Genomic DNA, 26,816 nt, shown 5'->3' with positions numbered 1-26,816 from the left:
GGTGTACCAGTTGTCGCGTCAGCGGCATCGCTGGGTAGCTATGTCGGGAAGGGATAAACGCTGAAGGCATCTAAGCGTGAAGCCCACCTCAAGATAAGATTTCCCTGCCTAGTGCAATAAGATCCCTCGAAGAACACGAGGTTGATAGGCTGGAGGTGTAAGTGTGGTAACACATGTAGCTGACCAGTACTAATAGATCGAAGACTTAATCTTACTTACTTTGTGCAATTTTGAAGGAACATCCTTCTAAACTAAATAGATATCTGGTAACTATAGCGTGAAGGTTACACACCTTCCCATTCCGAACAGGATTGTTAAGCTTCACAGCGCTGATGGTACTGCACTGGAGACGGTGTGGGAGAGTAAGACGTTGCCAGGTAATATTCCGCGATAGCTCAATGGTGGAGCACTCGGCTGTTAACCGATAGGTTGGAGGTTCAAGTCCTCTTCGCGGAGCCATTTTTTTTATTGTGGCTGGATAGCTCAGTCGGTAGAGCAGAGGACTGAAAATCCTCGTGTCCCTGGTTCGATTCCTGGTCTAGCCACCAGTTTTATTTTTAATAATATATGGCGCCATGGCCAAGTGGTAAGGCAGAGGCCTGCAAAGCCTTTATCCCCGGTTCAAATCCGGGTGGCGCCTCCAAGAAACTCATTACGTTTATGTAATGAGTTTTTTATTCTTTAAAGAGAATGGATGTTCCTTGGACAATAAAGGGTAACTCCTTTCATTAATATGAAACATCGTATTTGATATACAATGTTTCATGTTAAAGCCCACTTACATAATATTGTAAGTGGGCTTTATTAGAATAATTTCTTTTTATACATATATATTATGGAACCTAAACTTAAGATTACTGCTATTCCAGTTACTTTCCAGAAACCAAAGGAATCCATACCGAAAGGTATTCCCTGAACATTCATACCCCATAGACCTGATATGATTGTAGGTATAGTAAATACAATGGTTATTGTAGTTAAGAACTTCATTACAATGTTAAGGTTATTAGAAATTACTGCTGCAGACACATCCATTGTACCTCTAAGAATATCAGCATAGATATTGGTCATCTCAATGGCCTGTTTATTTTCCACTATAACATCTTCTAAAAGCTCTTTATCTTCATCATAACGTTGTAATAACTCAAGTTTAAGCATTTTTTCAAGTGTTACTTCATTAGATTTAAGAGAAGTTGAAAAATAGATTAATGAGTTTCTAAGTGATAGAAGCTGCATGAATTGTCTATTACTCATAGCTTTTTGAAGTTTTCTTTGAATCATTAAACTCTTTTTATCTATTTGTCTAAGACTTGTTAGATATGAACTTGCTACTCTATATAAAATTTGCAGTATAAATCTCGAACGTTTATAAGTATAGAAATCTTTGACTCTATTTTTTATAAAGTCTTGAAGTACTCTACTATTTTTCAGACATACGGTTACTAAGGCTTTCTCTGTATAGATAATTGCTAGAGGATAGGTATCATATGTTAATGAATTTTCTTCCTTTTCACTGAAAGGTATGTCTACAACTACTAATAAATTGTCATCTTCTAGCTCAATACGTGATGATTCCTCATCATCCAATGCTGCATTCAAGAAATCTAAAGGTAAGTCAAGTTTCTTAGACAGGAGATGAATTTCATGATCAGTTGGGGAAACAACGTTAACCCATGAACCTGGTTCAATCTCATCTAATTTATTTAAGCTTACATTGTTATTTATATTAAAAGTTTTATAAATAGAAATCATTGTTACTCACCACTCTTTAATTAAGTTATTTAAGAATATGGTTCATAGTGAAAATTAAATATCACTAATATTCATGCTATCCACTAGACCAACATATATTAACTTAATTATATTACATACATGAACTCATTCCAACCTCAAATATTCATATTACACAATATATTGTAACTTTGTTAACAAACTCAGAGGCAGTCTCAAAACTAAGACTTTCGAGACTGCCTCTTTTTAAATTTAATGATATGTTAGTCTATCAAAAAATTCATTTGTTATTTCTTGAAGGAGATCACTTCTTTCAAATAAATCAATAATTGTAGAAGTAGTGGCTTCTATTCCGTTCATTATTTGTTGTTCTGCGTATTCACTAATAGATGCATCACCAAATTCCTTTGATGGAAAAGCAGTTATGTTTTTCTCTTCACATAAGGAAATAAGAGGAACAATGCAAGGTGTTGTATGGCTTAGAGCGCCAATACTTAACCCTTGAGATTCATAGAGAGAATCTTCAAAATTTATGATTCCCTTCTCTTTAAGATTACTTTCAAATAACCTATTTAGTTTATGAACAGATACTAATTCTTTGCAAGGAGTTTCATCAATATCTACTTCACTGTCTAGATTAAGAAAGTCACCAACGGATTTGGCATAATTTCTAATCTTTTTCTCTACATCATTGCATTGAGATGAAAATTTAGTTCTGATATATAAATGGCCTTCTGAACAAGCTGGAAATGTATAAGGATTTTTTTCACCTTTCAAACTTACAATGTTTATATCACAGCGATTACATAGATTTTTGATTAGAGCATTTAATGAGTTACAAGTGATATTTAAAGCATCCATAGTAATTGTATTAGCATAACCTTCGATAGCTTTCTCAGAAGAAAAATTTATCTTAAGAGGAGTAATACATGCTGAAGTTACATTAATAACATTTTTATTATATGCTTTAGGAGAAATTATAATATCCATATCCTCGAAGCAGCCTTGATTAGCCATAGTCATTTCAGCACCAGTGATATCATTACCCGGACAACCAATCACATAAATTGTTCCACTGGGGATTTCAGTCATAATTTTACTAAGACCTATTGCAGCACCTATAGACATAGTTGTAGAGGCATTAACTCCAGTAATATGAGCATTATTTTCTGAAACTGAATATTTGCATATAAGACAAATCTTTGGGTGACCATTTCCTAATTCACCACAAAATGAAGTTGGTATCGAACAATAATTTTTTTGAATTTTATAATTGAATTTCTCAAGAGTGTTTGTTAGAAAATTTAAACAGTTGTTCTCCTCATAACTTTTTTCAGGATTATTATAAATAAATTTATTAACATCAAAAATATCTTTTTTAACTGTACTTAAGAAAGAAACTACTTTTTGTTTCATTATTATCACTCCCTCAATATATAAGGCATATTTAAATATCTTTTACACATTTGATTACTTCTTTATTTTTATACGCCTAAATTATCACTAATTAGTATTCCCTTCATAGAACTTTATATTTTCAATTTATTGTGGAATAATTTTACAACAAAATCATAAATTTAAGTGTACATATAAATGGAGGTGCTTAAAATTTCTAAATATAAAAAAATGGTTATAGTTTTTTTTCTTCTTAGTGCTATTTTTTCGCATTATCAGAGAATATATGCATTTGAATTTGCCAAAGAGAAAGAAGAGAAACATATAATATTAACTACTTCTAGGGATATATTTCTTAATACTAATATTAATAGAGAATGTGATGAGAAAGGTATAATATTTAGATATATTTACAATAAAGAACAGATAGAGGATATTGAAACCATTATAACTGAGAATGATATTGACAAAATAATTTATATTTGTAGCGATGAAGAAGATAAAACAAATTTAATTGAATATATAACAAAAAATATAAGTAATAAAATTAAAAGAGATATATTTAGAGTATATAATTATGATATGGTGAGTGAATTACTCAGTAGATATAGTAATAATCAAAAAGAAGAAGATGATGAGATAAGTATTAATGTAATTAATAGAGATGAAACAGCCAGATACTATATTTACAAGGAAGCAAATATAAATAGTGGGACTATAGGATATGTATATGGAAACCTTACAGAGGTAAAACTTATAGAAAGACAAAATGACTTTTATAAAGTGGAAACTGTAAGGTATTCAGATAAAAAATCAGTAATTGGGTATATACCAGTAAAAGATATAAAGAAGAGAGGACTTAATTCAAGATATAATGTTATTGTTAATATTGAAGATCAAATTATAAAGGTTTTTTATGATAATATACTTCTAAGAGAAATAATTTGTTCTAGTGGTAAGGAATGGTATGACACGCCTAAAGGGAGATTCATAATAGGTAGGAGAGGGCATAGTTTTGGCTCAAGTACCTATACTTGTTATAATTGGGTTAGGTTTAATAATAACTATCTTTTTCATAGTGTTCTGTTTAATAAAGATGGGACAGTAAATGAGTGGGAATATAAAAAACTAGGTACACCAGCATCTCATGGATGTATAAGAATGCCCTTGGAAGATTCTAAATGGTTTTATGATAACATTACTGAGGGAGCATTAGTTACAATAAAATAATAATACTTATATAAATTATAAATTTTAAAAAAAATTAGGTGGACAAAATAAGATGGACAAGAATTCTGAATAGAATATAATATAGTATTAAACCTGGTTGGAGGACTTATGAGAAATTGCAAATGTATAGTATGTGGAAGAACCCTAAAAGATGGTATAATATTAGAAGGAAAATTAATATGTTCAAGATGTGAAAAAAGGATGCTTATAGAGAATAATTATACGGATATATACAAACTGATAAAGAATAGAATCAAAAAACATATAGTTCCTTATATGAAATACTATTGATAGAATGAGGTGTTCAGATGACTAGAGTACCAATAGCTGAACGTATACAAGAATATATAAATAAAAATTGTATATATTTTTGTATGCCAGGACATAAAATGGGAAGAGGGTTTAATAGAGATGAAATAGGAAGGAGTATTCTTGATAATATAATTACTGGAGATTTAACAGAGGTTGATGGATTAGATAATCTTCATAAACCTGAGGATGTTTTGAGTGAGGAATTAGAATTATTAAGAAAAACTTATGGTGCTGAAAAATCTTATTTTCTAGTGAACGGAAGTACAAGTGGAAATATGATAATGATTTTTTCGGCTTTAGAAGAAAAAGATAAAATTATTGTGGAGAGAAACTGCCATAAATCTATTATGAATGGGATTATTTTAAGAAAACTAAAGCCAGTATACGTAGACCCTTATAATTATGATAAATATGACACTCCTCTTGTTCCACAAGAGGAGTTAATTATTGACATGATGGAAAATAATAAAGATGCTAAGGCAATTATACTTACATATCCCAATTATTTTGGTATATGCTTTGATCTTGAGAAGGTAATAGTAAAAGCTAAAAAGCTAAACATGAAGATTATAATAGATAGTGCTCATGGTGCACATTTTGGATTTAACGAAAGATTACCCAAGTCAGCAGTACAGCTAGGGGCGGATATAGTTGTTGTATCAGCACATAAAACATTACCTAGTTTGACTCAAACAGCATATCTTCATGTGAATAATATTAATTTAGTAGAAAATGTAGAAAGATATTTTAGCATGTTTTCAAGTACAAGTCCTTCCTATTTGTTTATGCAAAGCATGGCATATAGCAGATATTATCTTGAGAAATATGGAGAGAAGGATTATGATTATCTTATAGATATATGTGAATCTTATAAAGATAAGATTAATAAGTTAAAAAAATTTGAGGTTTTTTATGAAGATAGAAGTTATATTAGTACAGATAGAACAAGGTACACGATATTAGTGCCTGAAGGATATAGTGGTAAGAAATTATATGATTATCTAATTAGTAATAATATTCAACCAGAAATGAGTAATCATAGATGTGTAGTTTTGATATTGTCATATTTTAATACAAAGAAAGAATTTCAAAGGCTTTATCAAGTTCTTAAAGATTGCGAGATGGAGCGTATAAAGGATAAGGATAATTACAAAACTTTAATATGTGGGATATCTCATACAATAAAGTATCTTCCTTATGAGGCTATTAATATGAATAAGGTTAGTTTGAAATTGGAAGAGTGCAAAAATCGGATATGTGGTACAGAAATCATACCATATCCGCCGGGGATACCTTTGCTTAATCCTGGAGAGGTGATTACAGAAGAAGCTATAGATTATATACAATTCTGTTTGAATAATAATATTCAAATTTTAGGAGTAGATAAGGATAAAATACTTGTAATAGAAAATAATTAAGAAGAGGTGTATTATGAGAGGGTTATTTATAACGCTAGATGGATGTGAAGGAACAGGAAAGACTACACAGGTAGAATTGTTAAATAAGTATTTAAAAGATAGGGGTATAAACTGTATAAATACAAGAGAGCCTGGTGGTATAGATATATCAGAACAGATAAGAGAGGTAATACTAAATAAAGAAAATACAGCTATGGATTCTGTTACTGAAGCTATGCTATACGCAGCATCAAGGAGACAACATATGGTTGAAAGGGTTATACCTGCTTTAGAAAGTGGAATTACAGTATTATGTGACAGATTCATTGATGCGTCGTTGGTATATCAGGGATATTCTAGAGGGATAGGAATTGATGAAGTGATGAAGATAAATGAACCTGCAATTGAGGGGTATATGCCTGACTTAACAATACTTTTAGATATTGAACCAGCAGTAGGTCTTAAGAGAATTCATTCTAATGAGAATAGAGAAATAAATAGGTTAGATCTTGAAGGAATAGCATTCCATGAAAAGGTTAGGGAAGGATATATGTTAATTGCAAAGCAATATCCACAGAGAATAAAAACAGTGGATGCATCAGGATGTATAGAAGATGTACATAAAAAAATAATAGAAGTTATTGAAAATAGATTAAATAGTTATGAAAATTAAGATTTAAGCATAAAATAATTTTTTCAACAAATAGAATTATGTGATAAAATATAATTAAAATAATAATTAGGAGGATACTATGAAGCTTGTAATTGCAATTATTCAAGATGAAGATGCAAATATTTTAACTGACAGATTAACCGAAGAAAAATATGGTGTAACTAAACTTGCAACTACTGGAGGATTTTTAAAATCAGGAAATACTACATTAATTATAGGAGTTGCCAAAGAGAAGGTTAATGAGGTTATTGATATTATAAAGGATGAATGCAGTACAAGAAAGCAGATAGTAACTTCACCTACACCCACAGTAGGAACAACAGGCATATTTGTCCCTTATCCGATAGAAGTTACTGTTGGAGGAGCTACGATATTTGTTGTAGATGTGGATCAGTTTCTTAAATATTAATGAGGTATAAATATGAATTTAAAGGATATTATTGGACATAAGGTGAATATAAACAATATTGCTCATGCAATAAAAGAGGAAAAATTTGCTCATGCTCATCTTATAATTGGAGAAGATGGAATTGGAAAGAGTGTTATTGCAAAGGGGATAGCTCTTGAAATTTTAGGATTAAAGAGAGAGAGAGAGCATATAGATATACTCCAATGGAGAATTGGCAAAAACAAAAAATCAATAGGAGTTAATGAAATTAGAGAGCTGATTAAAGAAATTAATAAGAGACCATTTGAGGGTGATAAAAAAGTTATTATAGTACATGATGGTGATAATCTCACACCTCAAGCACAAAATGCTTTCTTAAAGACTATTGAGGAACCACCTAAAGGGGTTTTCATTATTGTTCTCAGTGATAATCTTGAAAGTATATTGGGTACAATACAATCAAGGTGTCAGATTCATAAACTAAGAAAGCTCACTAATAATGACATGGAAAGATTTGTATTAAGAGATCACAGTAATATATCAGATGATTTATTACAGATGGTTTTGAGTTTTTCTGAAGGGATTCCAGGAAGAGCTCAAAGATTTCTTGAAGATGAAACTTTTAAGGAACTTAGAGTTTTTTCAATTGAGTTCTTTAAATCCAAAGTTGATAATAAATTATTTGAGTGTACTTCAAAATTATTATCATATAAGTCAGAATGGGATGATTTATATAGTTGTCTAGTTAACTTAATAAGAGATATGATCATAATAAAAGAGTGTTATGATGAAAGTATGATTTTAAATAAAGATTATATAGAGGATATAAAGTCAATATCAGATGACTATTCATATAAATCATTAATAAATATGCTTAAAAGCATAAATAAAACAAATGAAAATATAGTAAAGAACTTAAATTTTAATATAGCTATAGAAGTAATGCTACTAGAGTTACAGGAGGTGTAATATGGTAAAAGTAACAGGAGTTAGATTTAAAAAAGCTGGAAAAATATATTACTTTGATCCAGAAGATTTAGAGATAAAGAAGAATGATGATGTTATAGTTGAGACGGCTAGAGGTATAGAGTATGGAAAAGCTGTTATAGGTATAAAGGAAATAAATGAAGAGGAAATAGTATCTCCACTGAAGAATGTTATTAGGATAGCAACAGAAGAAGATAGAGAGAAACATAAGATGAATAAGGAGAAAGAAAAAGAAGCTTTTGACATATTTATAGAGAAAATAGAAAAACATAATTTAATAATGAAGCTTATAGATGTAGAATATACATTTGATAATAATAAAATAATATTTTACTTTACAGCTGATGGGAGAGTTGACTTTAGAGAACTAGTAAAGGATTTAGCATCTGTATTTAGAACACGTATTGAATTGAGACAGATTGGTGTTAGAGACGAAGCTAAGATGATAAGTGGATTAGGTCCTTGTGGGAGACCATTATGTTGTTCAACATTTTTAGGGGAATTTGTACCTGTATCAATAAAGATGGCTAAGGAACAAAACTTATCTTTAAATCCTTCTAAAATTTCAGGGATATGTGGAAGATTAATGTGTTGTTTAACTTATGAGCAAGAATCTTATGAAGATGTAAGAGAGAGAATGCCAAGAGTTAATTCAATTGTTAACACGCCATTTGGAAAAGGAACAGTTGTAGAGAATAATCTTCTTAGAGAAACTCTTAAAGTAAGAATTAGTACTACTGATAATGAAGAAATTAAGCTAGTAAAACTTCAGGATGTTGAGCTTATAAATGGACATTATGAAGGCGATAAGGAATATGAAGAGGATATTAAAAAAGAAATAAAAAATAACAAAAATAGAGATGCTTTAGAGGAATTGTTTAAAGAGAATTAGGAGGAAAAAACAAATGAAAGAAGTAATCAATATTTGTGGAATGAAATCTTCTAAGGATATAAATAAAGTAAGGCAAGCAATTTCATTCAATGAAGGTGTTTTTGCTTGTAAAATTGAAAGAAAAGAAGGTAAAGCAGAGATTATATTTGATCAATATACTGATATAGAAAAAATTATTGCATCCATTGAAGAAATGGGCTTTACTGTGATATAAAAATCTTTAACGTAGAATTCACAAAAGAGCATGAGAAATCATGCTCTTTTTTTATTTGATTAAAATTAAAAGCATGGAATATAAGAAGGATATTTGCAAATAATAAAATTATAAAATATATTCAAGGAAGGAGAAACAAAAATGAAAAAGGTTGCTGTACAAAAAGGGCTGGGACCTATAAAAAATCATTTGGAAAACGAAGGCTTTAAAGTTAAAGAATTTGATAATAGAAAAAAATCAGCTAAAAACTATCTGGATAAATTTGATGCAGTTGTTATAACTGGAGAAAGCAAGGATGTTATGGGCATTGAAGATACTTTGACAAATGCTTCTATAATTAATGCTGATGGTATGTCTGCAGAAGATGTTAAAAATGAATTAGATAGAGAAATGACTTAAAAGATAATAATACTATAGAGAAGAAAAGAGAACCAATGGTTCTCTTTTCTTTTTGGAAAACATTAAAAAAAATAAGAAAAGTATGCTTTATATGTATAAATTAAGTGTATGTGGGAATTATTTAACATAGGAAGGAGCGATTACAATGAAATATAAAAATCAATTAATAGTTGGTAGTTCAATTTTAGTAATAATTTTAGCTGTATTTTTAGGTGCTAGATTGATTGGGAATGCTACTCAGGAGGATAGTACTTTAGGTAATGGTATGATAAACAATGAGATAAGCGATATTGCTGATGATGGTATAATAGACCATGATAAAGTAGATGAGGATAAAAATATTGAGAATACAGATAAAGACACAAAAGAAGATGAAAAAATAGAAAAAACTAATGAGGAAGAAGATACTACATCAAAAATAGATGATAAAGAAAATATTGATGAAACAAACAAAGATGTAGATGAAAAAGAAAAAAGAGACGATACAGATAAAAAATTAGATGAAAATAAAACTGATGAAACAAACAAAGAAGCTGATGATAAAAATGAAATTAAGGATGAGAAAACTAGTAAATCAGAAGATAAAGATGGAAAGACTATAGATGAAACAAAAGATGGTAATAAAGAATTGGATCAAAGTAAAGGAGAAAATGTTGTTTATGTATTTAAAAATAAATACATAGTGCAACCTAAAGAAACATTAAGTGATATTACTAAAAAATGCTTAATAGCAAACAAATTAGATGAATCAAACAATATTTATTTTGAGCATGCTAAAAAGCTTATATCTAAAGTAAATAATGTATCAGATCCTAACTTGATAATTACAGGAAGTAAGATGATTATACCTACTAAAGCTAACTTTGAAGGGTTATTACCTAAAGGAGAAGAGTATACAGTTAAGAATGGTGATACTCTTCATAGTATAGTAATTAATGAAATGTCTTGGTGTGAATATTTTAAAGCTAAAGAATTATTAATGAAAAATAATAATATTACAAATGAAAACTCTATTCAATCAGGTATAACTATATATATTCCAGATGAAAATGGAGAAGTATAAAATAAAAATGAGCTGACCAAAAGTCAGTTCATTTTTATTTTTTAGTCTAAGTTTTTTTGAGCTAATTTACTTATTTCAGGCCATTTTTTCATTATATAATCGTAGCCATTCTCAGAATGCGGTATTAAGCATTCACTGCAATCTTTTACTCCATAATTCACCTTAAAATTACCACCGCAATCTTTTCCTAAGGCATATAATGGACAGTAGCAGAAGAGGCAGTTAAACTTGGACTCATCCTCTACTTTATGACAAGGAAAATATTCGCATGATTTATGATTAATGAATTTATAATTATTTGCCATACAATCACCTCAAGTACTATTATAGCTCCAAATAAAAAACTTAATCAAGAGCAACTTATTTTTCTTTTATTACCCCTTTTCTATATGCAGCAAGGAGCATTTTTAAATCATCAATCTGATCATGGAGTTCTTTACCTTTATCCGTATCAGAAACTCTTATACGCTTGAAGTTTTTTTCAAGTATGATTGTGGTAGAAAGAATATCTTTCTCTTCAGAAATTGCTTTTTGTATAGATTCAAATGGTTCGTGTGATGCTAACATTAATCCTAATGAGTTATATATTAGTGTATAACCAGCGATTCCTGTTTGAGGCTGATATGCTTTTGAGAAACCACCATCAATGACTAGGAGTTTACCATTTGCTTTTATTGGACTTTCTCCATTTTTTGTTTTAACAGGTACATGTCCATTTATAATATGAGATTCACTAGGATTAAGATGAAATTCACTGAGTACCTTTTTACACATAGACTCATCATTTCTAAGTGTAAAATATGGATTTTTGTTTTCTATGTGTGAGGATTTATCATCAATAAAATATCTCTCAAAGGTGGTCATTTTATCCTTACCGAATAGAGGGGAGTTGGGACCACACCACAAGTACCATAATACATCTAGTGCAAATTCTTTATTTTCAGATTTACCAAAGTAAGCTTCTCGGGCAAGCCTATCAAAAAGATTAAGAAGTTCATCTCCTTTAAAGTTATTATCTTGATAACATATTTCCGTGAAATCGCCATCTTCATTCATAGGTATGCAACCATGATATAAAAGATTAGAATTATATTTCAAATACATACTCCCATTTGAGTATAGAAATCTAATATGTCTTTGTAGTTTTTCACTATTTTTAAAAGATAGTGTGAGTTTATCTAATAGATCACTCTCATCTGATGTAAGATCATAAGGTGATTTAGGATCTATTGTTGGAAAATCTCTATCATTTAAAGGGTATTCTTTATCTTCGATGATGATAGTATTATTCTTAAAATTTATTTTATCTAACAATAGTCTATTATTCATTTTGAATTCAGGATGTCTCTTTATGGTTTGGCCTTCTAGTTTAAACTGAAGTATTGATATTGCCTTATGCATTTTAGCTAATAGTTTTATATCTTTGTCATTATAATGGGATTCATTAGCTATTTTAGGATGAAATGATGAACAAGGATCATCATTATAATGTTCCAGAGCAAAGGTGGCTAATGGAAGCATATTTATACCATAACCTTCTTCGATTGTATCTAAGTTAGCGTACCTAGCGGATATTCTTATTACATTGGCCATGCATGCTTTATTACCAGCACCAGCTCCCATCCAAATAATATCATGGTTTCCCCACTGAATATCAACTGAGTGGTAATCAATAAGTTCATCCATTATTATATGGGCTCCAGGGCCTCTATCATAAAGATCTCCAAGAATATGGAGGTTATCTATGGCTAAACGCTGTATGAGTTTACAAAGGGCGATTATGAACTCTCTTGCTCTATCGATGTTTATTATACTATCTATAATTTGATTGTAGTATTCTTGCTTATTTAAACCATTTTCATTTTCATGAAGTAATTCTTCAATTATATATCGAAAATCCTTTGGAAGGGCTTTTCTAACCTTAGAACGGGTGTATTTTGAGGATACGTTCCTACATATTTCTATAAGCTTATATAGTGTAATCTTATACCAGTCGTTCATATCAGGCTCAGTTTTTTTTACAATATCTAGCTTCTGTTCAGGATAATAAATCAAAGTTGCTAAACTTTTTTTCTCGCACTCCCTTAGGGAGTTACCAAAGATATCTGATATTTTTCTTTTTATAACTCCGGATGCGTTTCTCAAAACATGGGTAAATGCTTCATACTCACCATGAATATCTGTCAAGAAATGTTCAGTACCTTTAGGTAAATTGCATATTGCTTCAAGATTTATAATTTCAGTACAAGCGGCTGCAACTGAAGGATATTGCTTAGACAGCAATTTTAAATATCTACTATTTTTTTGAAGACAATCAATACTATAATTATTCATCACATATTACCTCTACGTTATATATTATTAAAGAAATGAAACATACTATATTTAAATAATTCAATATATATTATACTACAAAAATATAATAATGTAATGATTATATTAAAATTTAAGATAAAAAATACATAAATGTAATTAACTGTATAAGAAGCGTAATATATCAGGTTAAAAAAGGGATTGTATTTCTTGGGAAATAAATTTTGTTAGAGCAAGGTTTCCAAATGAGTTTAAATGAATACCATCAGAATGATAATTTTCTGAATTACATATACTTTTAAAATATGAGAAGACATCAATAAATAGAATATCTTTTGAAGAACAAAAATCCTTAAATAGATTATTAAGGTGAGTTTGTTTGAGTAATATCCTATCATAGTTGAGATACTCATCCCAGAGGGTAATGGCCATATCCCTATTTATTGGTGGTTGAGATATGATAATAGGCGTTATGTTAAAGTTCACAGCATCCTTAATAATAATACCAATATTTTTAATTACGATCTCTGGTTCAGTATTTAGCATCAAGTCGTTGATTCCAATCATAATAAAACACATATCAGATTTAAAATCTATCACATCTTTTTTAAATCTCATTAACAATCCCGTTGATGTATCTCCATTTATCCCCTTATTGATAAAACTATGATCAAGTGATTTATTCATAAGGTAAACCCAATTTTCATTAGATGATAATCCATAACCTGCTGTTATGCTGTCACCTATACACATTATATTCATTTCGTAGTCCTACTTTCTGCTTAGAGTTATCTTATAAATATAATATCACAAATAGAATGTGCTGAAGAATACCTTTAATATATGAATATCTTGAAAAAAGTTGTTGTTTCAGTTAAAAGAATGTTAATTTGCCCTATCACCCATCATCACTGTATAATATTAGTTGGATAAACCTAATAAAATATTGATTAAAGTGAGAGGTGAATTTAATTTGGATTTTAATAACATTAATTTAGAAATGGTTACAGAGTTTTTTATAAACAAAATACATATAAAAGAGATTGGTATTGCATTATGCATATTTTTAATTCTTAATTTTTTGAGAAAGATTGTGGTAAAAAAAATCTATAAGCACCTTATGAAATTTGCTAGCAAGACCAAAACTGATGCTGATGATAAATTATTTAGGAGTTTTGAGAAACCTATTAATATATTGTTGATTATAGCTAATATATGCTTTGCTATGTTCTATTTTCTTCACGACACAACAAGTGCAGAAACAATAACTGATTTATTAACTTATAAATTAACTACTAAGGTATTGAAGACTGCTGTTATTTATTGTACAACATGGGGTTTCTATAATGTAACCAAAGAAAAATCAGTTATGTTTGATAACCTTAAAGAGCGTTTAGGAATAAAGGTTGATAAAATATTATATCCATTTGTAGTCAAGTGTCTAAGAGTATTATTGATTGTTGTGGCAGTATTGATAATCTTAGATATATGGACAATTGATATAAGTGGATTGGTTGCAGGTTTAGGACTTGGAGGGCTAGCATTCTCCCTTGCAGCTAAAGACTTTGCGTCTAATATAATTGGAGGAATAGCGTTAATACTAGAAAAACCTTTTAATATTGGAGATTGGATTTCCGCAGATTCAATTGAAGGTGTTGTTGAAGATATATCTTTCAGGAGTACTATAATAAGAACATTCTCTCAAGAGATGGTCATTGTACCCAATTCCATACTTGCAAATGCTTCAATAACTAACTATGCAAAGAGAGGTAAGAGAAGAATATCATTTAATCTAGGGGTTACATATGATACACCTAGAGAAAAGATGAAATTATGTATAGAACAGACAGAAAGAATGTTAAAAGAGCATAGTGGTATTCATCAAGAGACCATATTTGTTTCTTTTAATGAGTTCAGTAGTAGCAGTTTAGATATATTCTTATATTTCTTCACAACGACAACAAATTTAGAAGAGCACTTGAAGATAAAAGAGGATATTAACTTTAAATTAATGAAGATATTTGAGGATAACGGAGTAAGCTTCGCATTCCCAAGTACAAGTGTTTATATAGAAAATACAGGTGATAGTTCGAAAGAAATCTATACTGACAAGACTATTAAGCAAGTAGCAGTAGATAAAGAATAGTTAAAAATTCACCAACAGTCTGACTAATAGTTATGGCTGTTGGTTTTCTTTATAATAATGACACATTGTGATAAAATAATTATATATTTTGTTTTAAAATGAAAAATTAACTAAACTAAAAGGAGCAAAATAATATGCCTAGTAAAAAGAAGAAAAAATCAGGTTTAATATTGCTAGTATTTGTGGGAATTTGTCTTGGGGTGATATTTATGACCTTAGGAAATGGCAATAATAAAGTTGTAGCAGGAGAGAAAACGATTCAAGAAGAAACAAATAAAGAGGAAATATCTAAAGAAACTCAGAATAAAGATAACGCTGAAAATAAAAAGGAAAATGTAGTTAATAGCAAGAATGATGATAAAAAATCAAATAACGCTGATGATAAAGATAAGGAAGAACAAGATCAGAGTAAAAAAGAAGAGGCAAATGAAGATATAAAAGAAGACTCAAAGACAGAAGATACTATAGAGGGTGAAAAAGAGGTTTCAAAAGAAACATTAAAAAATGAAACTAAAAATGATGAAAATAAGATTGAAGAAACAATAAAAACATCAAGCGGTAAGAGTAACGTAGATGAAGCATATCCAAATGTAAAGAAGGTTACATATGATCCTAGTAATAATGTTATAGTAATTGATCCAGGACATGGTAATAGGTCAAACCTTGAGAAGGAACCTAATGCTCCAGGATCTAGTGATATGAAGATTAAAGACGGTGGAGGAGCTACAGGACAGTTTAGTAAGGTACCAGAGTATATAATAGCAATGGATGTTTCTATGATATTAAAAGAGAAATTAGAGGACTTAGGATATAAAGTTGTAATGACAAAAACAACACACCAAGAAAGCCCTGGAAATGTTGAGAGAGCGGAGATTGGAAATAATGTAGGTGCAGCATTAGAAATAAGAATGCATGCTGATTCAGCAGGAACTCCAAAAGCATATGGGGCATCAATGTTAATACCTGATTTAACAAAACATACTGCGCCTATATATGATGAGAGCAAAAGATGTGGTAAGATATTGATTGATGCTATGGTTAAGGAAGCTGGAATGTATAATAGAGGGTTAAAGCCTAGAACGGATATTACAGGATTTAACTGGTCAAAGGTACCAGTTGTATTAGTTGAGATGGGATTCTTGAGTAATGAAAATGAAGATAGGTTGCTTAATACTAAAGAATATCAAGAGAAGATTGCTACAGGACTTGCTAGAGGAATAGTAGAAGCACTTCCAATCCAGACATCAGAAACAATAAATAATGAAGATAGTAATTCAAGTGACAACGACCATAACTCAGAGGAATCAGAACTAACGGAACAAACAGAAGAAATTGAAAGTATTGAAGAGAATAATTAGAAGCATATTATAATATGATAAAAGATTGAGGTGGGAGATTTATTCCTGCCTCAAAATAAGGCAAGTTCAAATAAATAACAAGTCAGTATACTTCCTATCTTTGACTTGTTATTTATTTTCACATGCCTAATTAGAGGTGAAATATGGAAAATTTAAAAAGTGGAGAGACACTGGATGATTTACAGTTAAAAGGTATACATGTTATACAGAAAACAGAAGGATTTAGATTCGGAGTAGATGCTGTTATATTAGCTAATTTTGCTAATATAAAGAAGGCAGGAAGTGTAGTTGATTTATGCACAGGAACAGGTATAATTCCTTTTATATTAGCTGGTAAGACCTCAGCTAAAAAAATAGTGGGAGTTGAGATTCAAGAAGAGTTTGTTGATATGGCTAATAGATCGGTTGAATATAATAAACTTCAAGATAAGATTAGTTTCACTCATGGTGATTTGAAGAATAAGTCATTATTGAAGAAACTAGGAAGATTTGATGTGGTTACGGTGAATCCGCCATATAAACTAAAGAATTCTGGAATAATAAACGAGAATGATAAAAATGCTATTGCTAGACATGAGATATTGTGCACACTTGAAGATGTAATATCAGCTTCAAGAGATTTATTGAAGGATAATGGAAGGTTTTTTATGGTTCACAGGCCGGATAGGATGGTAGACATATTAACCCTTATGAGAAAATATAAGATAGAACCAAAGCGAATAAGGATGGTGCATCCCAGTGAGGGGAAGGCGGCGAATATTGTTTTGGTTGAAGGACAGCGAGATGGAGGGAAGTTTCTTAAATGGGATAGACCTCTAAATATTCATACCACTGATGGTGGATATACTGAAGATATTATTGAAATGTATAAAGAAAGATAAAGATTGGAAAACATCCATCGTTATCCACTGTCCACTATCAACTCTCAACTTATGTTTAAAAGCACGCAGGAGCGTGCTTTTTTTATTTACTCTCCTGTTGGATAGGCGCATGAATTTATGCATAGAATATAACATAGAAGATTCAGAATATGTCTTAAGTTATATATTAAATAGTAGGGGTGAATATAATGGTCGGTGGAAGTATTTTGATATTATTAGCTATACTAATCTTTATTGTGTATATGATAAAGATTAGAAAAAAAAATAATAATAAGGTTGCTATTATAATATTGCTCATATTGATTATGTTATCAGGGGGTGCTATATATAGCATCTTCACGTCTTATCAACTCTATGATATTAAGGGACATAAACTAGAAAGTGAAAATAAAAGCGATGATGCATTGGAGAGTTATAAGAAAGCAATTAAAAAGAATAAGAATGATACATTTGCATATAATCATATAATCGCTATACTTATGCAACAAGGAAGATTTGAAGAAGCTCTTGAATATAGTAGTAAACTTATTGAAATTGAAAAGAAAACTGACAATTATATTAATAAAGGAAATATTGAATGGGAATTGAATGAATATGAGAAAGCACTTGAAAGTTATGAAGAGGCTATAAAAATAGATGAAAAGGCTCCATTGGCATACTATGGAATAGGTATGGTATATTTTGCTCAGGAAGAATATGAGAAATCATTTGATAACTTTAATAGATATATTGAGATAGTGGGAGATGATATTGATGCGTATTATTACATGGGTACCATTAAATTCATAGCTAGTGATCATGATAATGCATTAATATATCTAGATAAAGTAACATTACAGGGTGATTATCCTAATATATATATATCCTATTTTTTAAAAGGTGAAATATATTATGGTAAAGAGGATTATCAATCTGCTATTAAAAATTATTCCAAATCTATAGAATTGAATGTAAACTTTGGAGATGGATATTATAACTTAGCAAGAGCATATGGGAAATTAAATGATGCAGATAATGCTATTAAAAACTTAAGGAAAGCAGTTGAATTATCTGATAAATTTAAAGAACTTGCAGCAACGGATGGAGCTTTCAATAGTTTACTTGAAAATGATAAATTTATAGATATAATAAGATGAGGAATTTCCAATAGGAAATTCCTTCAGGCTGTTTAAAAAGCTCAATCTCTGCGTCACTAAGGCTCTCTGTGCTGCTCGAGTACATAATTCGTACACTCCGCTGCTCGTTCCCCTTGTTCCTTAATCTTGAACTTTTTAAACAGCCTGAAATTCTAAAGACAGAAAATAGGGTGAAAACAATATATTGTAAATTTGTCAATAAAAACAAGGGATTTCCATTAGGAAATTCCTTGTTTTTATTAAATTAAATTATATTTGAAACATACGTGGAATAAAACTCTTTGATTTCTTTCATTTTAGAATCCATTTCCATTTCAAGATCAGAAACACTAGCATAGTTACAAGCTTCTATTTCGTTTTTTAATCTATTGAATAGAGATTTGTTGTTTAATGTATTTTGCATCAGTTCTTTTTTGATAGTGAGTATTTTATCCCACATATTTTCATCATAATCAGTAGAATATTCATAATCATGAACTTTTATCATATTCTTTAATGAGTTCATATGAGTAGGTATAACTCTACCCTTAATTTCTGCCAACCATTTAGAAAGTCTTGCAGAAGTATAACTCTCAATTAGTAAGTTATCATAAACATCTTTTTCTAATAGGACAGAATACTTGCTATCTTTATTTATTAGAGCCGAAAAACACTCATAAACAGTTCTTGGAGTTTTTCCAAATAGAACCTTTCTATCTTCCTCAGAATAATCTTCAAAGATATCTTCCTCACTTATATATACCCTATCATCTTCAAGATAGTCCGCTGACTCATTAAAAGATTTCTTAAGTTCTTTCAATAAAGAATCTTCAGATTTGTTAGCTTGAAGAGCGTATTTTATTCCATCTAGCATTCCCATATTCATAGAAGCTAATGCTAAGTAAGTATTAGAATGAGGATTAGGAGATCTTAATTCAAATCTTGTAGATGCAGGGTTTGTTACATCACGGACAAGACCTAATAATACAGTTCTATTTCTAGATGGAGTTTCAATTGTATGACCTAATGATGAAACAATAGACACAGGAGCTTCATATCCTGGTTTCAATCTTTTAAGTGCATTATAAGATGATGTTACAAATGGATTTATTACTTCGTAGTTCTTTAAAATACCCATTATTGAACCATATCCGATGCTACTCATATAATGATGTTTAGTCGGTGCAAAAAGATTTATCTTCTGACCATCTTTTAATTTAGCATTGATACTTATGTGTATATGCTTACCATTTCCTGCGATACCATCTAATGGTTTAGCTAAGAAAGTAACATCAAGCCCGTTTCTTCTGAAAGTCTCTTTAACTATACTTTTAATGAATAACTCATTATCAGCAGCTTGAAGAGCAGAACTATATTTCCAATCAATCTCAAGTTGCTCCATTATATGAGTATGCCTACCTTGAGTATCGATAGAAGCCTTTACACCGCCAACTTCTTTGTGGCCCATTTCAGGTTCAAATTCGTACTTATCCATTTCTAATAGGGTTTCTTCAAGAGATGTTCTAATTATACCAACGGTCTTTTTCCAATATTGTTCCTTTAATACCTGAGATGTGGAAAGTTGATCTAATTGAGCTTTTTCATTTGGTGTTTTAACCCAAAATTCTAATTCTGTTGCAGATGATATGAAAATTGAAGATAACTCTTCATAGCAGAATCCATAATCACGACAGATGTCAGGGGAGTTCTTAAGCATATCCATTATTGAAGACTCTAAGGCTTTGATAGAGTTATTAAGGATTGATCTTGAATCTACTGCTTTGTTTTCATGAAATAAGAAACAAGGGATTTTAAGAGTTCCTACTGGAAATCCATCTTTTACAAGTTCATAATTGTAATCTACAAACCAATCAACGCTTAAATCAGGCACCAAATCAATTTTGGCATTATTCAGAGTGGCTATCTTTGGAAGTACAACTGAAGAACCATCAGTTTGAACAGAGCCATTTAGAAAATCTTTTAAATCATCTAAAAATAGTTTAACTGGAATTTTAGTATCAGTATCATGACCAGATAGATCTATACCAACAAATGAAATGAATTTTATTTCTGAGTGTTCATATAACAATTTTTTTATATTACCAACATCATGAAGGGATGCTGGAACTTTATACAATAAATCCTTCATATTATTCCTCCTAGTACGAATGTTATTTATATGTTAATGTTTATTGTTCGTATGTTTTTGTTTATTATCAAATATAATATCATTTCTAAAAAACTATGTCAATAAAAATTTAACACTATAGAGTGATAAAATCCATGGAATTTTAAAATATTAATGGTTTATCAATATTCAAATATTTACTATAATATAAAGAGAGACTAATCTTAAGTGTCAAATTAGTTACATGGAAATAAATAACAAGTTAAAAATAAAGTATGTATACTACAGACTTATAACTAGTTATTTATTTGAATGTGCTTAAGTTAAGGAGGTATTCAATGAAATTAGTAGATTTACTTAAACGTACTGAATATGAGCTGATTCAAGGGAATTTAGATACAGATATAAATCAGATAAAATATGATACTAGACTGGTTGAAGATGGCGATATTTTTATTTGTCTAAAAGGTAGGAATGTTGACAGCCATGAACGTGTATCTCAAGCAATCGAAAAAGGAGCAAAAGCTCTAGTGGTGGAGAGGAATATTGAAGGAGTCCCTAAAAACATTGCAATGATAAAAGTTGAAGACTCGAGAAAAGAAATGGCTAGATTAGCTACTGTGTTAAATCATGATCCTTCTAAAGAATTTAATTTAGTTGGAATTACAGGTACTAATGGAAAAACAACAGTATCAATTTTTATAAGAGATATATTGATGAATTTAAATAAAAAGGTAGGTGTTGTTGGAACAATAGGTTGTAAGATAAATGATGAAGATATAGAGAGTAATAAGACAACGCCAACGACTCCTGAGTCTCCAGATTTACAAAAGATATTTTCAAACATGAGAGAGCAAGAGGTTTTTGCAACAGTCATTGAAGCTACGTCTATGGCTCTTGAAATGAGAAGAGTAGATTTCTGTGATTTTAATATAGGTGTATTTTTGAATTTAACTCAGGATCATCTTGATGATCATGGAAATATGGAAAATTATAAGAATGCAAAATTAAAACTATTTAATAAGTGTAAAAGGGCATTAGTTAATTTAGATGATTCAGTATCAAAAGAGATTATAGATACTTTTGAGGGGGAGGTAGTAACTTTCGGGTTATGTGACGAAGCTGATATAAGAGCTACAAATATAGAATTGGCTATAGATTCAGTGCAGTTTGATATACATTATAGAAATAAAAGTAAGACTGTAAAGGTAAATGTCCCAGGAAAGTTTACTGTTAGTAATTTACTTGCTGCATTTGGTGTATGTATGCAGATAGGATTGGATTTTGATGATATATTAAGTGTGTTTCCTAAAATAAGTGGTGTTAGAGGGCGTCTAGAAGCCCAGAGAATGAATAATGGTGCAGTAGCTATAGTTGACTATGCACATTCTCCAGATGCCTTAGAGAGCTTATTAGAGTCAATAAAAGAATATGCAGAAGCAAGAATAATAACTGTTTTTGGATGTGGAGGAGATAGAGACAATACTAAAAGACCGATAATGGGATGTATAGCAGGGAAATTATCAGATTATGTAATCATAACATCCGATAATCCAAGAAGTGAAGAGCCTGACAAAATCATTGATGATATTGAAGCAGGAATGAAAGGTTTGAATTGTAACTATGAGAGAATAACTAATAGAGAAGAGGCTATAATTAAAGCCTTAAAGATATCTCTCAATAATGACATTATCGTGATAGCCGGTAAAGGGCATGAAACATATCAAATACTAAAAGATGAAACTATTCATTTTGATGACATGGAAATAATAAAAAATTTTGGATAAAAATATAATCAAAACATCTATTTACCATGAAAACATATGAATTTAAAACTGTATTACGGTTATAATATTACTGTAGCAAGTTAGTAACATCATTAACAGTAATGGAGATGATAGTTATGATTAAAAAAGCTACACTCCGCGGTAGCGAAGAGGAAAGTATTCCTATTAGCAAACACGAACTTTTAGCACTGCGTTTAAGCAAAGAAGCGCATGCTAGGAAAAAAAACGGAGACAGGTAAAGTTCTAATTGCTTAGACAAATGAATATTTTATGCAATGTACAACAAATTGTTATAAAAAATAATTGCATAAAGAAAAAGTAATTAGAAGGAAAGGGCTGTTTAAAAAACAGTCCTTTTTCCTATATATTTAGTTGAATGTGGATTATATAATATTGACTTCCAATAATAAATTAATGTATAATCAGTGGTTAGAAAGTACGATTGGAGATGATGTTTTGTCAAAGCTATATATTGTACCAACGCCTATAGGAAATTTGAAAGATATAACTTTAAGATCAATAGAAGCATTAAAAGCGGCTGATGTAATAGCGGCTGAAGATACGAGAGTAACATTAAGGCTCCTTAATCATTTGAATATTAAAAAATCTCTTACAAGCTATCACCAGCATAATGAAAAAGATAAAAGTAATTTTATAATTGAAAAATTAAATGAAGGGCAAACCGTGGCAGTAGTATCAGATGCTGGTACACCAGGAATTTCAGATCCAGGAAGTGTAATTATTAAAAAATGTATTGAAGAAGGTATTGAATTTGAAGTGCTTCCAGGAGCGACTGCATTTACAACAGCACTAGTATATTCAGGATTACCAACCGAATCTTTTTCTTTCAGAGGATTTATTCCTAGAGATAACAAAGGGAAAAAGGCGTTAATACAAGAAGTAAAAGAAAACAGAGAAACCCTTATATTTTATGAGTCACCACATAGACTTATAGCGGGATTAGAATTTTTAAAAGAGAATTTGGGAAATAGGCGAATTGCTATTTGTAGAGAACTTACAAAGTTGTATGAACAAATATTAAGAATGAGAATTGATGAGGCTATAGAGTATTATTCTAATGAGCGTAAACCAAAAGGTGAATATGTTCTAGTTGTAGAAGGTAAGACTCAAGAAGAGATAGAAGCTGAGAATAAACAAACATGGGAAGATCTTACCATTGAAGAGCATATTAAGGTACATATTGAAAATGGTATGAGAAAAAAAGATGCGGTTAAGCAAGTGGCAAAGGAAAGAAATCTTCCTAAAAGTGAAGTTTATAAATATTCCCTAGAAATATAATAAAAAAGCCTATGCTGTGCATAGGCTTTTTTATTATATTAGCAATATGTAATTACTAGTTATTGTTTTTCATTTCTTCCATGCAGTGTTTACAAATGTTCTTACCTCTGTAGTTAATAACGTCTCTAGCATCACCACAGAAAATACAAGCTGGTTGATATTTCTTTAATATAATTTGCTCACCATCTACATAGATTTCTAAAGCATCTTTTTCAGCGATATCTAAAGTTCTTCTTAATTCTATTGGAATAACAATTCTTCCCAATTCGTCTACTCTTCTTACTACACCTGTTGATTTCATATTCAACATCCTCCTATTTTACAATGTTCGACAATTCTCACTTAAAATCATAACAAATATGACATAAAAAGTCAATATATTCTTTATATAAAATCCTTTAAGTTACAAAATGTTTTTTTTATTCCATCTATAGATAATATACTACCAAATTATTCAAATGTCAATATGTATTTCAAAATATATACAAATCGGTAGCGTGGTGCGTAAAGTACTGAGGCTCTAAGGGTTAAGCGGTGTTTAGAGAACGAATACCCAAAAAATACAAAAAAAAAAAACGCAAATTCAGTAAAAAATATTACTGTAAAATAGTAATTTACTGGGTATACATAGACAAACTGTCGAAGCTTGTACATAAAAATTGTCAAAAAACAGATTGTAAATAATTTGAAAACAATTTGGAAAAAATCTTCTAAAAAATATTAATTGTGTATTAATTAGAAAATTTAAGTTATAATAAAATGTAGTTTATTATAACTTTAATAGGGAGATTAGGAGGTAATTAAATGAAAATATTTGTTGATACTGCAAATGTTAACGATATCAGAAGGATGGCAGAGTACGGTATTCTGGATGGTGCAACAACAAATCCATCATTGATTGCAAAAGAAGGAAAAAAATTATCAGATGTTATTGAAGAAATCTGTGGTATTGTAGATGGACCAATTAGTGCGGAAGTTATGAGTGAATATCATCAAGGGATGATTGAGGAAGCAAAAGAACTAGCTAAAATCCATAAAAACGTTGTTATTAAGATACCTATGTGCGAAGAAGGTATAAAAGCTGTAAGTAGATTGAGTAAAGAAGGAATAAAAACAAATGTTACACTTATTTTTTCAGCAAATCAAGCACTAATAGCGGCAAAAGCAGGAGCAACTTATGTTAGTCCGTTTTTAGGAAGAGTTGATGATATAGGATATGATGGTATTAGTTTAATATACGATATTAGAGAGATATATGATAACTTCAATATTACTACTGAAATAATATCTGCAAGTATAAGACATCCAATGCATGTTCAAGAGGTTGCTAAAGCTGGATCAGATATTGCTACGATTCCACCAGCAGTTATTGAAAAAATGTTTAAACATCCATTAACTGATTTAGGAATAGAAAAATTCATGCAAGATGCAAAAAAATAATATAGAATTAAAAAGGCATCAATATATTGTGGTATAAAGTTATCCACAATACAATATATTGATGCTATAGTTTTGAGTAAATATTCAAAAATGTTAGCAAATTTATCAACAGGGCTGTGGATAATGTGGACAAAAGAATTATATAACCCTTAGACCTACATACATAAGCTTCTAGAGGTAATAAATATTCACAGATAATTACAAGTTATCCACAGGAAAATGTGGAAATACATTTTATACATACTAAGGAAGTTAAATGGATATTTAACTTGAATATTATTAAAATTATTTATGAAAATAATAAAAAATTGTTAATAAATTAAAGATTTATATATAATAACTTGTAATAAGGTTATGCGTATCATATAATATAGAAGAATCATAGATAATAAATAAGGGTTAATATAATAAATAAAAGTTAATATATATAATGAAATAATATATTTTGGAAGGTGAGATTATGAAAAAAGATAACTTTTCCATCGGTGCAGTAAATGAAATGGTAAAGGAAATGTCTGATAACAGCGTTATTCCATATAAGGATTTACCACAATACGATTTCTTTTTATCTCAGGTAATTGATTACTTAAATGATAGATTTGAAAATGAAAAATATACTAATAATATTGTACAGAATTATATTAAAAGTGAAGTTATTTCTAAGCCAGAAGATGGAAAGAAGCGTGGATATACAAAGCTTCATTTAGCGCAACTTGCTCTTTTGAGTTATATGAGACCAATACTAACTACTGAAGAAATAAAGAAAGTTTTTAGATTGGCATTTAATGAGATTAATGATAGAAGCGATGATATAATATCATGGGAGAAAGCTTATAAAGTTTTCTGTGAAATCCAAAGAAATAGTTTTGATGATTTTTTTTCACAGGAATACTTTAAAGAAGATAAATTGAAAGATTTAATGAAGGATATGAATCTTAAAGGTAAAGATGAAGAACGAATATTAGTATTTTTAATGGTAATGACATTGATTGCCCAAGCAAGCGTTATTAAAAAGGTAGCACAAAGAATTGTTGATGAATATAACGAACTGTAAATGAAATTAGCAAATTATATATCATATAACTTTAATATTGCATCAATACAATATATTGTATTGATATTATAGAAAAAGAACTTAATGGAATTGAATTTCTGCTAAGTTCTTTTTTTATTATTAAGGAAATTGAAAAATTTCCTTAATAAATTATCACATATAATCGTGCGTATATCAATGAGTTGCACGTTTGTGTAAAATTGCACCAGTTTAATTTCTTAATGATAAAAAATGAAGGGGTTGTAGGGGCAGTATTTCCCCTGCCGGTTTAAGGAAGGTGATCAGCAACGATAGTTGCGTCGAAGGGAAAAAAGATACATTAATAAAATTAGAAAATCCCATGATTTTTATCATGGGATTTTCTATAGTGTGAGCATGGAAAAGCGCTCCTCAGGCTATTGAAAACTCTTAAGATGCTTGAGTAATCTTGAATCCTGATCCAAACATACTTTTCACATATCTTATTGAAGCATTGTTGAAGATATACTCTTCATCTCTATCCACTATAAAGTTGATGCTTTCGATAGTTTCGATAATATCATTTCTTTGAGGTTCATCCTGAACCATATCAAATTTAGGGCCTCCTCATCCAAAACCTATAACTTTTAGACGAA

At 30.0% G+C, this 26,816-nt stretch carries 27 protein-coding genes, 3 tRNA genes and 2 rRNA genes; 24 read left to right on the top strand and 8 right to left on the bottom strand.

Annotated features, from left to right (window positions below):
• The 5 genes from KDK92_RS20015 to KDK92_RS19995 all read left to right on the top strand — a co-directional run.
• A 23S ribosomal RNA gene (locus KDK92_RS20015) occupies window positions 1-213 on the top strand; the annotation flags it as partial.
• Between the two features lie 49 nt (window positions 214-262).
• Window positions 263-379: ribosomal RNA gene (gene rrf, locus KDK92_RS20010) — 5S ribosomal RNA — on the top strand.
• A 5-nt stretch (window positions 380-384) separates the two neighbouring features.
• Window positions 385-459 (top strand) — tRNA-Asn (locus tag KDK92_RS20005).
• A 13-nt stretch (window positions 460-472) separates the two neighbouring features.
• Window positions 473-548, top strand: a tRNA-Phe gene (locus tag KDK92_RS20000).
• Window positions 549-569: 21 nt separating this feature from the next.
• Window positions 570-643 (top strand) — tRNA-Cys (locus KDK92_RS19995).
• 161 nt (window positions 644-804) lie between these two features.
• Here the strand turns inward: KDK92_RS19995 and KDK92_RS19990 are convergent.
• Window positions 805-1,752 (bottom strand): magnesium transporter CorA family protein, encoded by a 948-nt coding sequence (locus tag KDK92_RS19990; RefSeq protein ID WP_250861162.1) that lies wholly within the window; start codon window positions 1,750-1,752, stop codon window positions 805-807.
• Between the two features lie 231 nt (window positions 1,753-1,983).
• Window positions 1,984-3,147: a zinc-binding metallopeptidase family protein gene (locus tag KDK92_RS19985; RefSeq protein WP_250861161.1), complete on the bottom strand. Its 1,164-nt coding sequence runs from the start codon at window positions 3,145-3,147 to the stop codon at window positions 1,984-1,986.
• 210 nt (window positions 3,148-3,357) lie between these two features.
• Between KDK92_RS19985 and KDK92_RS19980 the strand changes: the two genes are divergently transcribed.
• From KDK92_RS19980 to KDK92_RS19935, 10 genes are all read left to right on the top strand, one after another.
• On the top strand, window positions 3,358-4,356 hold the full coding sequence (locus tag KDK92_RS19980; protein ID WP_250861160.1) for a L,D-transpeptidase: 999 nt from the start codon (window positions 3,358-3,360) through the stop codon (window positions 4,354-4,356).
• Between the two features lie 108 nt (window positions 4,357-4,464).
• Complete coding sequence (locus tag KDK92_RS19975) at window positions 4,465-4,647, top strand: sigma factor G inhibitor Gin (RefSeq protein WP_250861159.1); 183 nt, start codon at window positions 4,465-4,467, stop codon at window positions 4,645-4,647.
• A gap of 17 nt (window positions 4,648-4,664) precedes the next feature.
• Window positions 4,665-6,086 carry an aminotransferase class I/II-fold pyridoxal phosphate-dependent enzyme gene (locus KDK92_RS19970; RefSeq protein WP_250861158.1) on the top strand — a complete coding sequence of 474 codons (1,422 nt, stop codon included), beginning with the start codon at window positions 4,665-4,667 and terminating at the stop codon, window positions 6,084-6,086.
• A gap of 10 nt (window positions 6,087-6,096) precedes the next feature.
• Window positions 6,097-6,738, top strand: coding sequence for a dTMP kinase (tmk, locus tag KDK92_RS19965; protein WP_250861177.1), 642 nt, complete (start codon window positions 6,097-6,099; stop codon window positions 6,736-6,738).
• Between the two features lie 79 nt (window positions 6,739-6,817).
• Window positions 6,818-7,147 carry a cyclic-di-AMP receptor gene (locus tag KDK92_RS19960; RefSeq protein ID WP_250861157.1) on the top strand — a complete coding sequence of 110 codons (330 nt, stop codon included), beginning with the start codon at window positions 6,818-6,820 and terminating at the stop codon, window positions 7,145-7,147.
• Between the two features lie 12 nt (window positions 7,148-7,159).
• Window positions 7,160-8,095, top strand: coding sequence for a DNA polymerase III subunit delta' (locus KDK92_RS19955; RefSeq protein ID WP_250861156.1), 936 nt, complete (start codon window positions 7,160-7,162; stop codon window positions 8,093-8,095).
• 1 nt (window position 8,096) lies between these two features.
• On the top strand, window positions 8,097-9,005 hold the full coding sequence (locus tag KDK92_RS19950; protein ID WP_250861155.1) for a PSP1 domain-containing protein: 909 nt from the start codon (window positions 8,097-8,099) through the stop codon (window positions 9,003-9,005).
• A gap of 13 nt (window positions 9,006-9,018) precedes the next feature.
• Entirely contained in the window at window positions 9,019-9,219 is a 201-nt protein-coding gene (locus KDK92_RS19945) for a heavy-metal-associated domain-containing protein (protein WP_250861154.1), read from the top strand.
• A 141-nt stretch (window positions 9,220-9,360) separates the two neighbouring features.
• Window positions 9,361-9,618, top strand: a complete 258-nt coding sequence (locus KDK92_RS19940; RefSeq protein WP_250861153.1) for a YkuS family protein — start codon at window positions 9,361-9,363, stop codon at window positions 9,616-9,618.
• A gap of 145 nt (window positions 9,619-9,763) precedes the next feature.
• On the top strand, window positions 9,764-10,681 hold the full coding sequence (locus KDK92_RS19935; RefSeq protein ID WP_250861152.1) for a LysM peptidoglycan-binding domain-containing protein: 918 nt from the start codon (window positions 9,764-9,766) through the stop codon (window positions 10,679-10,681).
• 41 nt (window positions 10,682-10,722) lie between these two features.
• Here the strand turns inward: KDK92_RS19935 and KDK92_RS19930 are convergent, their stop codons facing one another.
• From KDK92_RS19930 to KDK92_RS19920, 3 genes are all read right to left on the bottom strand, one after another.
• Window positions 10,723-10,986 carry a cysteine-rich small domain-containing protein gene (locus KDK92_RS19930; protein WP_250861151.1) on the bottom strand — a complete coding sequence of 88 codons (264 nt, stop codon included), beginning with the start codon at window positions 10,984-10,986 and terminating at the stop codon, window positions 10,723-10,725.
• A 55-nt stretch (window positions 10,987-11,041) separates the two neighbouring features.
• On the bottom strand, window positions 11,042-13,015 hold the full coding sequence (locus KDK92_RS19925) for a fructose-1,6-bisphosphatase (protein ID WP_250861150.1): 1,974 nt from the start codon (window positions 13,013-13,015) through the stop codon (window positions 11,042-11,044).
• Between the two features lie 168 nt (window positions 13,016-13,183).
• Window positions 13,184-13,756, bottom strand: coding sequence for a GDSL-type esterase/lipase family protein (locus KDK92_RS19920; protein WP_250861149.1), 573 nt, complete (start codon window positions 13,754-13,756; stop codon window positions 13,184-13,186).
• A 211-nt stretch (window positions 13,757-13,967) separates the two neighbouring features.
• On the opposite strand from KDK92_RS19920, the gene KDK92_RS19915 reads away from it, so the two are divergent.
• The 4 genes from KDK92_RS19915 to KDK92_RS19900 all read left to right on the top strand — a co-directional run bounded on the left by KDK92_RS19915 (window position 13,968) and on the right by KDK92_RS19900 (window position 18,515).
• Window positions 13,968-15,140, top strand: a complete 1,173-nt coding sequence (locus tag KDK92_RS19915) for a mechanosensitive ion channel family protein (protein ID WP_250861148.1) — start codon at window positions 13,968-13,970, stop codon at window positions 15,138-15,140.
• A gap of 134 nt (window positions 15,141-15,274) precedes the next feature.
• Entirely contained in the window at window positions 15,275-16,498 is a 1,224-nt protein-coding gene (locus KDK92_RS19910) for an N-acetylmuramoyl-L-alanine amidase (protein ID WP_250861147.1), read from the top strand.
• Window positions 16,499-16,641: 143 nt separating this feature from the next.
• Complete coding sequence (locus KDK92_RS19905) at window positions 16,642-17,379, top strand: tRNA1(Val) (adenine(37)-N6)-methyltransferase (protein WP_250861146.1); 738 nt, start codon at window positions 16,642-16,644, stop codon at window positions 17,377-17,379.
• Window positions 17,380-17,567: 188 nt separating this feature from the next.
• Window positions 17,568-18,515 carry a tetratricopeptide repeat protein gene (locus KDK92_RS19900; protein WP_250861145.1) on the top strand — a complete coding sequence of 316 codons (948 nt, stop codon included), beginning with the start codon at window positions 17,568-17,570 and terminating at the stop codon, window positions 18,513-18,515.
• Window positions 18,516-18,759: 244 nt separating this feature from the next.
• Here KDK92_RS19900 and KDK92_RS19895 read toward each other — a convergent pair whose 3' ends face one another.
• Window positions 18,760-20,643 (bottom strand): type I glutamate--ammonia ligase, encoded by a 1,884-nt coding sequence (locus KDK92_RS19895; RefSeq protein ID WP_250861144.1) that lies wholly within the window; start codon window positions 20,641-20,643, stop codon window positions 18,760-18,762.
• A gap of 317 nt (window positions 20,644-20,960) precedes the next feature.
• On the opposite strand from KDK92_RS19895, the gene KDK92_RS19890 reads away from it, so the two are divergent.
• From KDK92_RS19890 to rsmI, 3 genes are all read left to right on the top strand, one after another.
• The gene (locus KDK92_RS19890) at window positions 20,961-22,409 is read left to right on the top strand and encodes a UDP-N-acetylmuramoyl-L-alanyl-D-glutamate--2,6-diaminopimelate ligase (RefSeq protein WP_250861143.1); all 1,449 of its coding nucleotides are present in this window, start codon (window positions 20,961-20,963) and stop codon (window positions 22,407-22,409) included.
• Window positions 22,410-22,525: 116 nt separating this feature from the next.
• Window positions 22,526-22,648, top strand: coding sequence for a hypothetical protein (locus KDK92_RS24660; protein ID WP_276576050.1), 123 nt, complete (start codon window positions 22,526-22,528; stop codon window positions 22,646-22,648).
• A 175-nt stretch (window positions 22,649-22,823) separates the two neighbouring features.
• The gene (gene rsmI / locus KDK92_RS19885; RefSeq protein ID WP_250861176.1) at window positions 22,824-23,708 is read left to right on the top strand and encodes a 16S rRNA (cytidine(1402)-2'-O)-methyltransferase; all 885 of its coding nucleotides are present in this window, start codon (window positions 22,824-22,826) and stop codon (window positions 23,706-23,708) included.
• A gap of 55 nt (window positions 23,709-23,763) precedes the next feature.
• On the opposite strand, the gene KDK92_RS19880 is transcribed toward rsmI, so the two are convergent.
• Window positions 23,764-24,009, bottom strand: coding sequence for an AbrB/MazE/SpoVT family DNA-binding domain-containing protein (locus tag KDK92_RS19880; RefSeq protein WP_250861142.1), 246 nt, complete (start codon window positions 24,007-24,009; stop codon window positions 23,764-23,766).
• 503 nt (window positions 24,010-24,512) lie between these two features.
• On the opposite strand from KDK92_RS19880, the gene fsa reads away from it, so the two are divergent.
• Entirely contained in the window at window positions 24,513-25,148 is a 636-nt protein-coding gene (gene fsa, locus KDK92_RS19875; RefSeq protein ID WP_250861141.1) for a fructose-6-phosphate aldolase, read from the top strand.
• A gap of 460 nt (window positions 25,149-25,608) precedes the next feature.
• Window positions 25,609-26,202 carry a DUF1836 domain-containing protein gene (locus KDK92_RS19870; RefSeq protein WP_250861140.1) on the top strand — a complete coding sequence of 198 codons (594 nt, stop codon included), beginning with the start codon at window positions 25,609-25,611 and terminating at the stop codon, window positions 26,200-26,202.
• Window positions 26,203-26,610: 408 nt separating this feature from the next.
• Here the strand turns inward: KDK92_RS19870 and KDK92_RS19865 are convergent, their stop codons facing one another.
• Window positions 26,611-26,769 carry a hypothetical protein gene (locus KDK92_RS19865; RefSeq protein ID WP_250861139.1) on the bottom strand — a complete coding sequence of 53 codons (159 nt, stop codon included), beginning with the start codon at window positions 26,767-26,769 and terminating at the stop codon, window positions 26,611-26,613.
• Between the last annotated feature and the right edge of the window lie 47 nt (window positions 26,770-26,816).

Origin of the sequence: Oceanirhabdus seepicola, from assembly GCF_023684385.1 — a bacterium.
In the GTDB taxonomy this organism is placed as follows: Bacteria; Bacillota; Clostridia; order Clostridiales; family Clostridiaceae; genus Oceanirhabdus; species Oceanirhabdus seepicola.
Note: the sequence above shows the minus strand (reverse complement) of the source record. Positions and strands in the feature narration are given on the sequence as shown.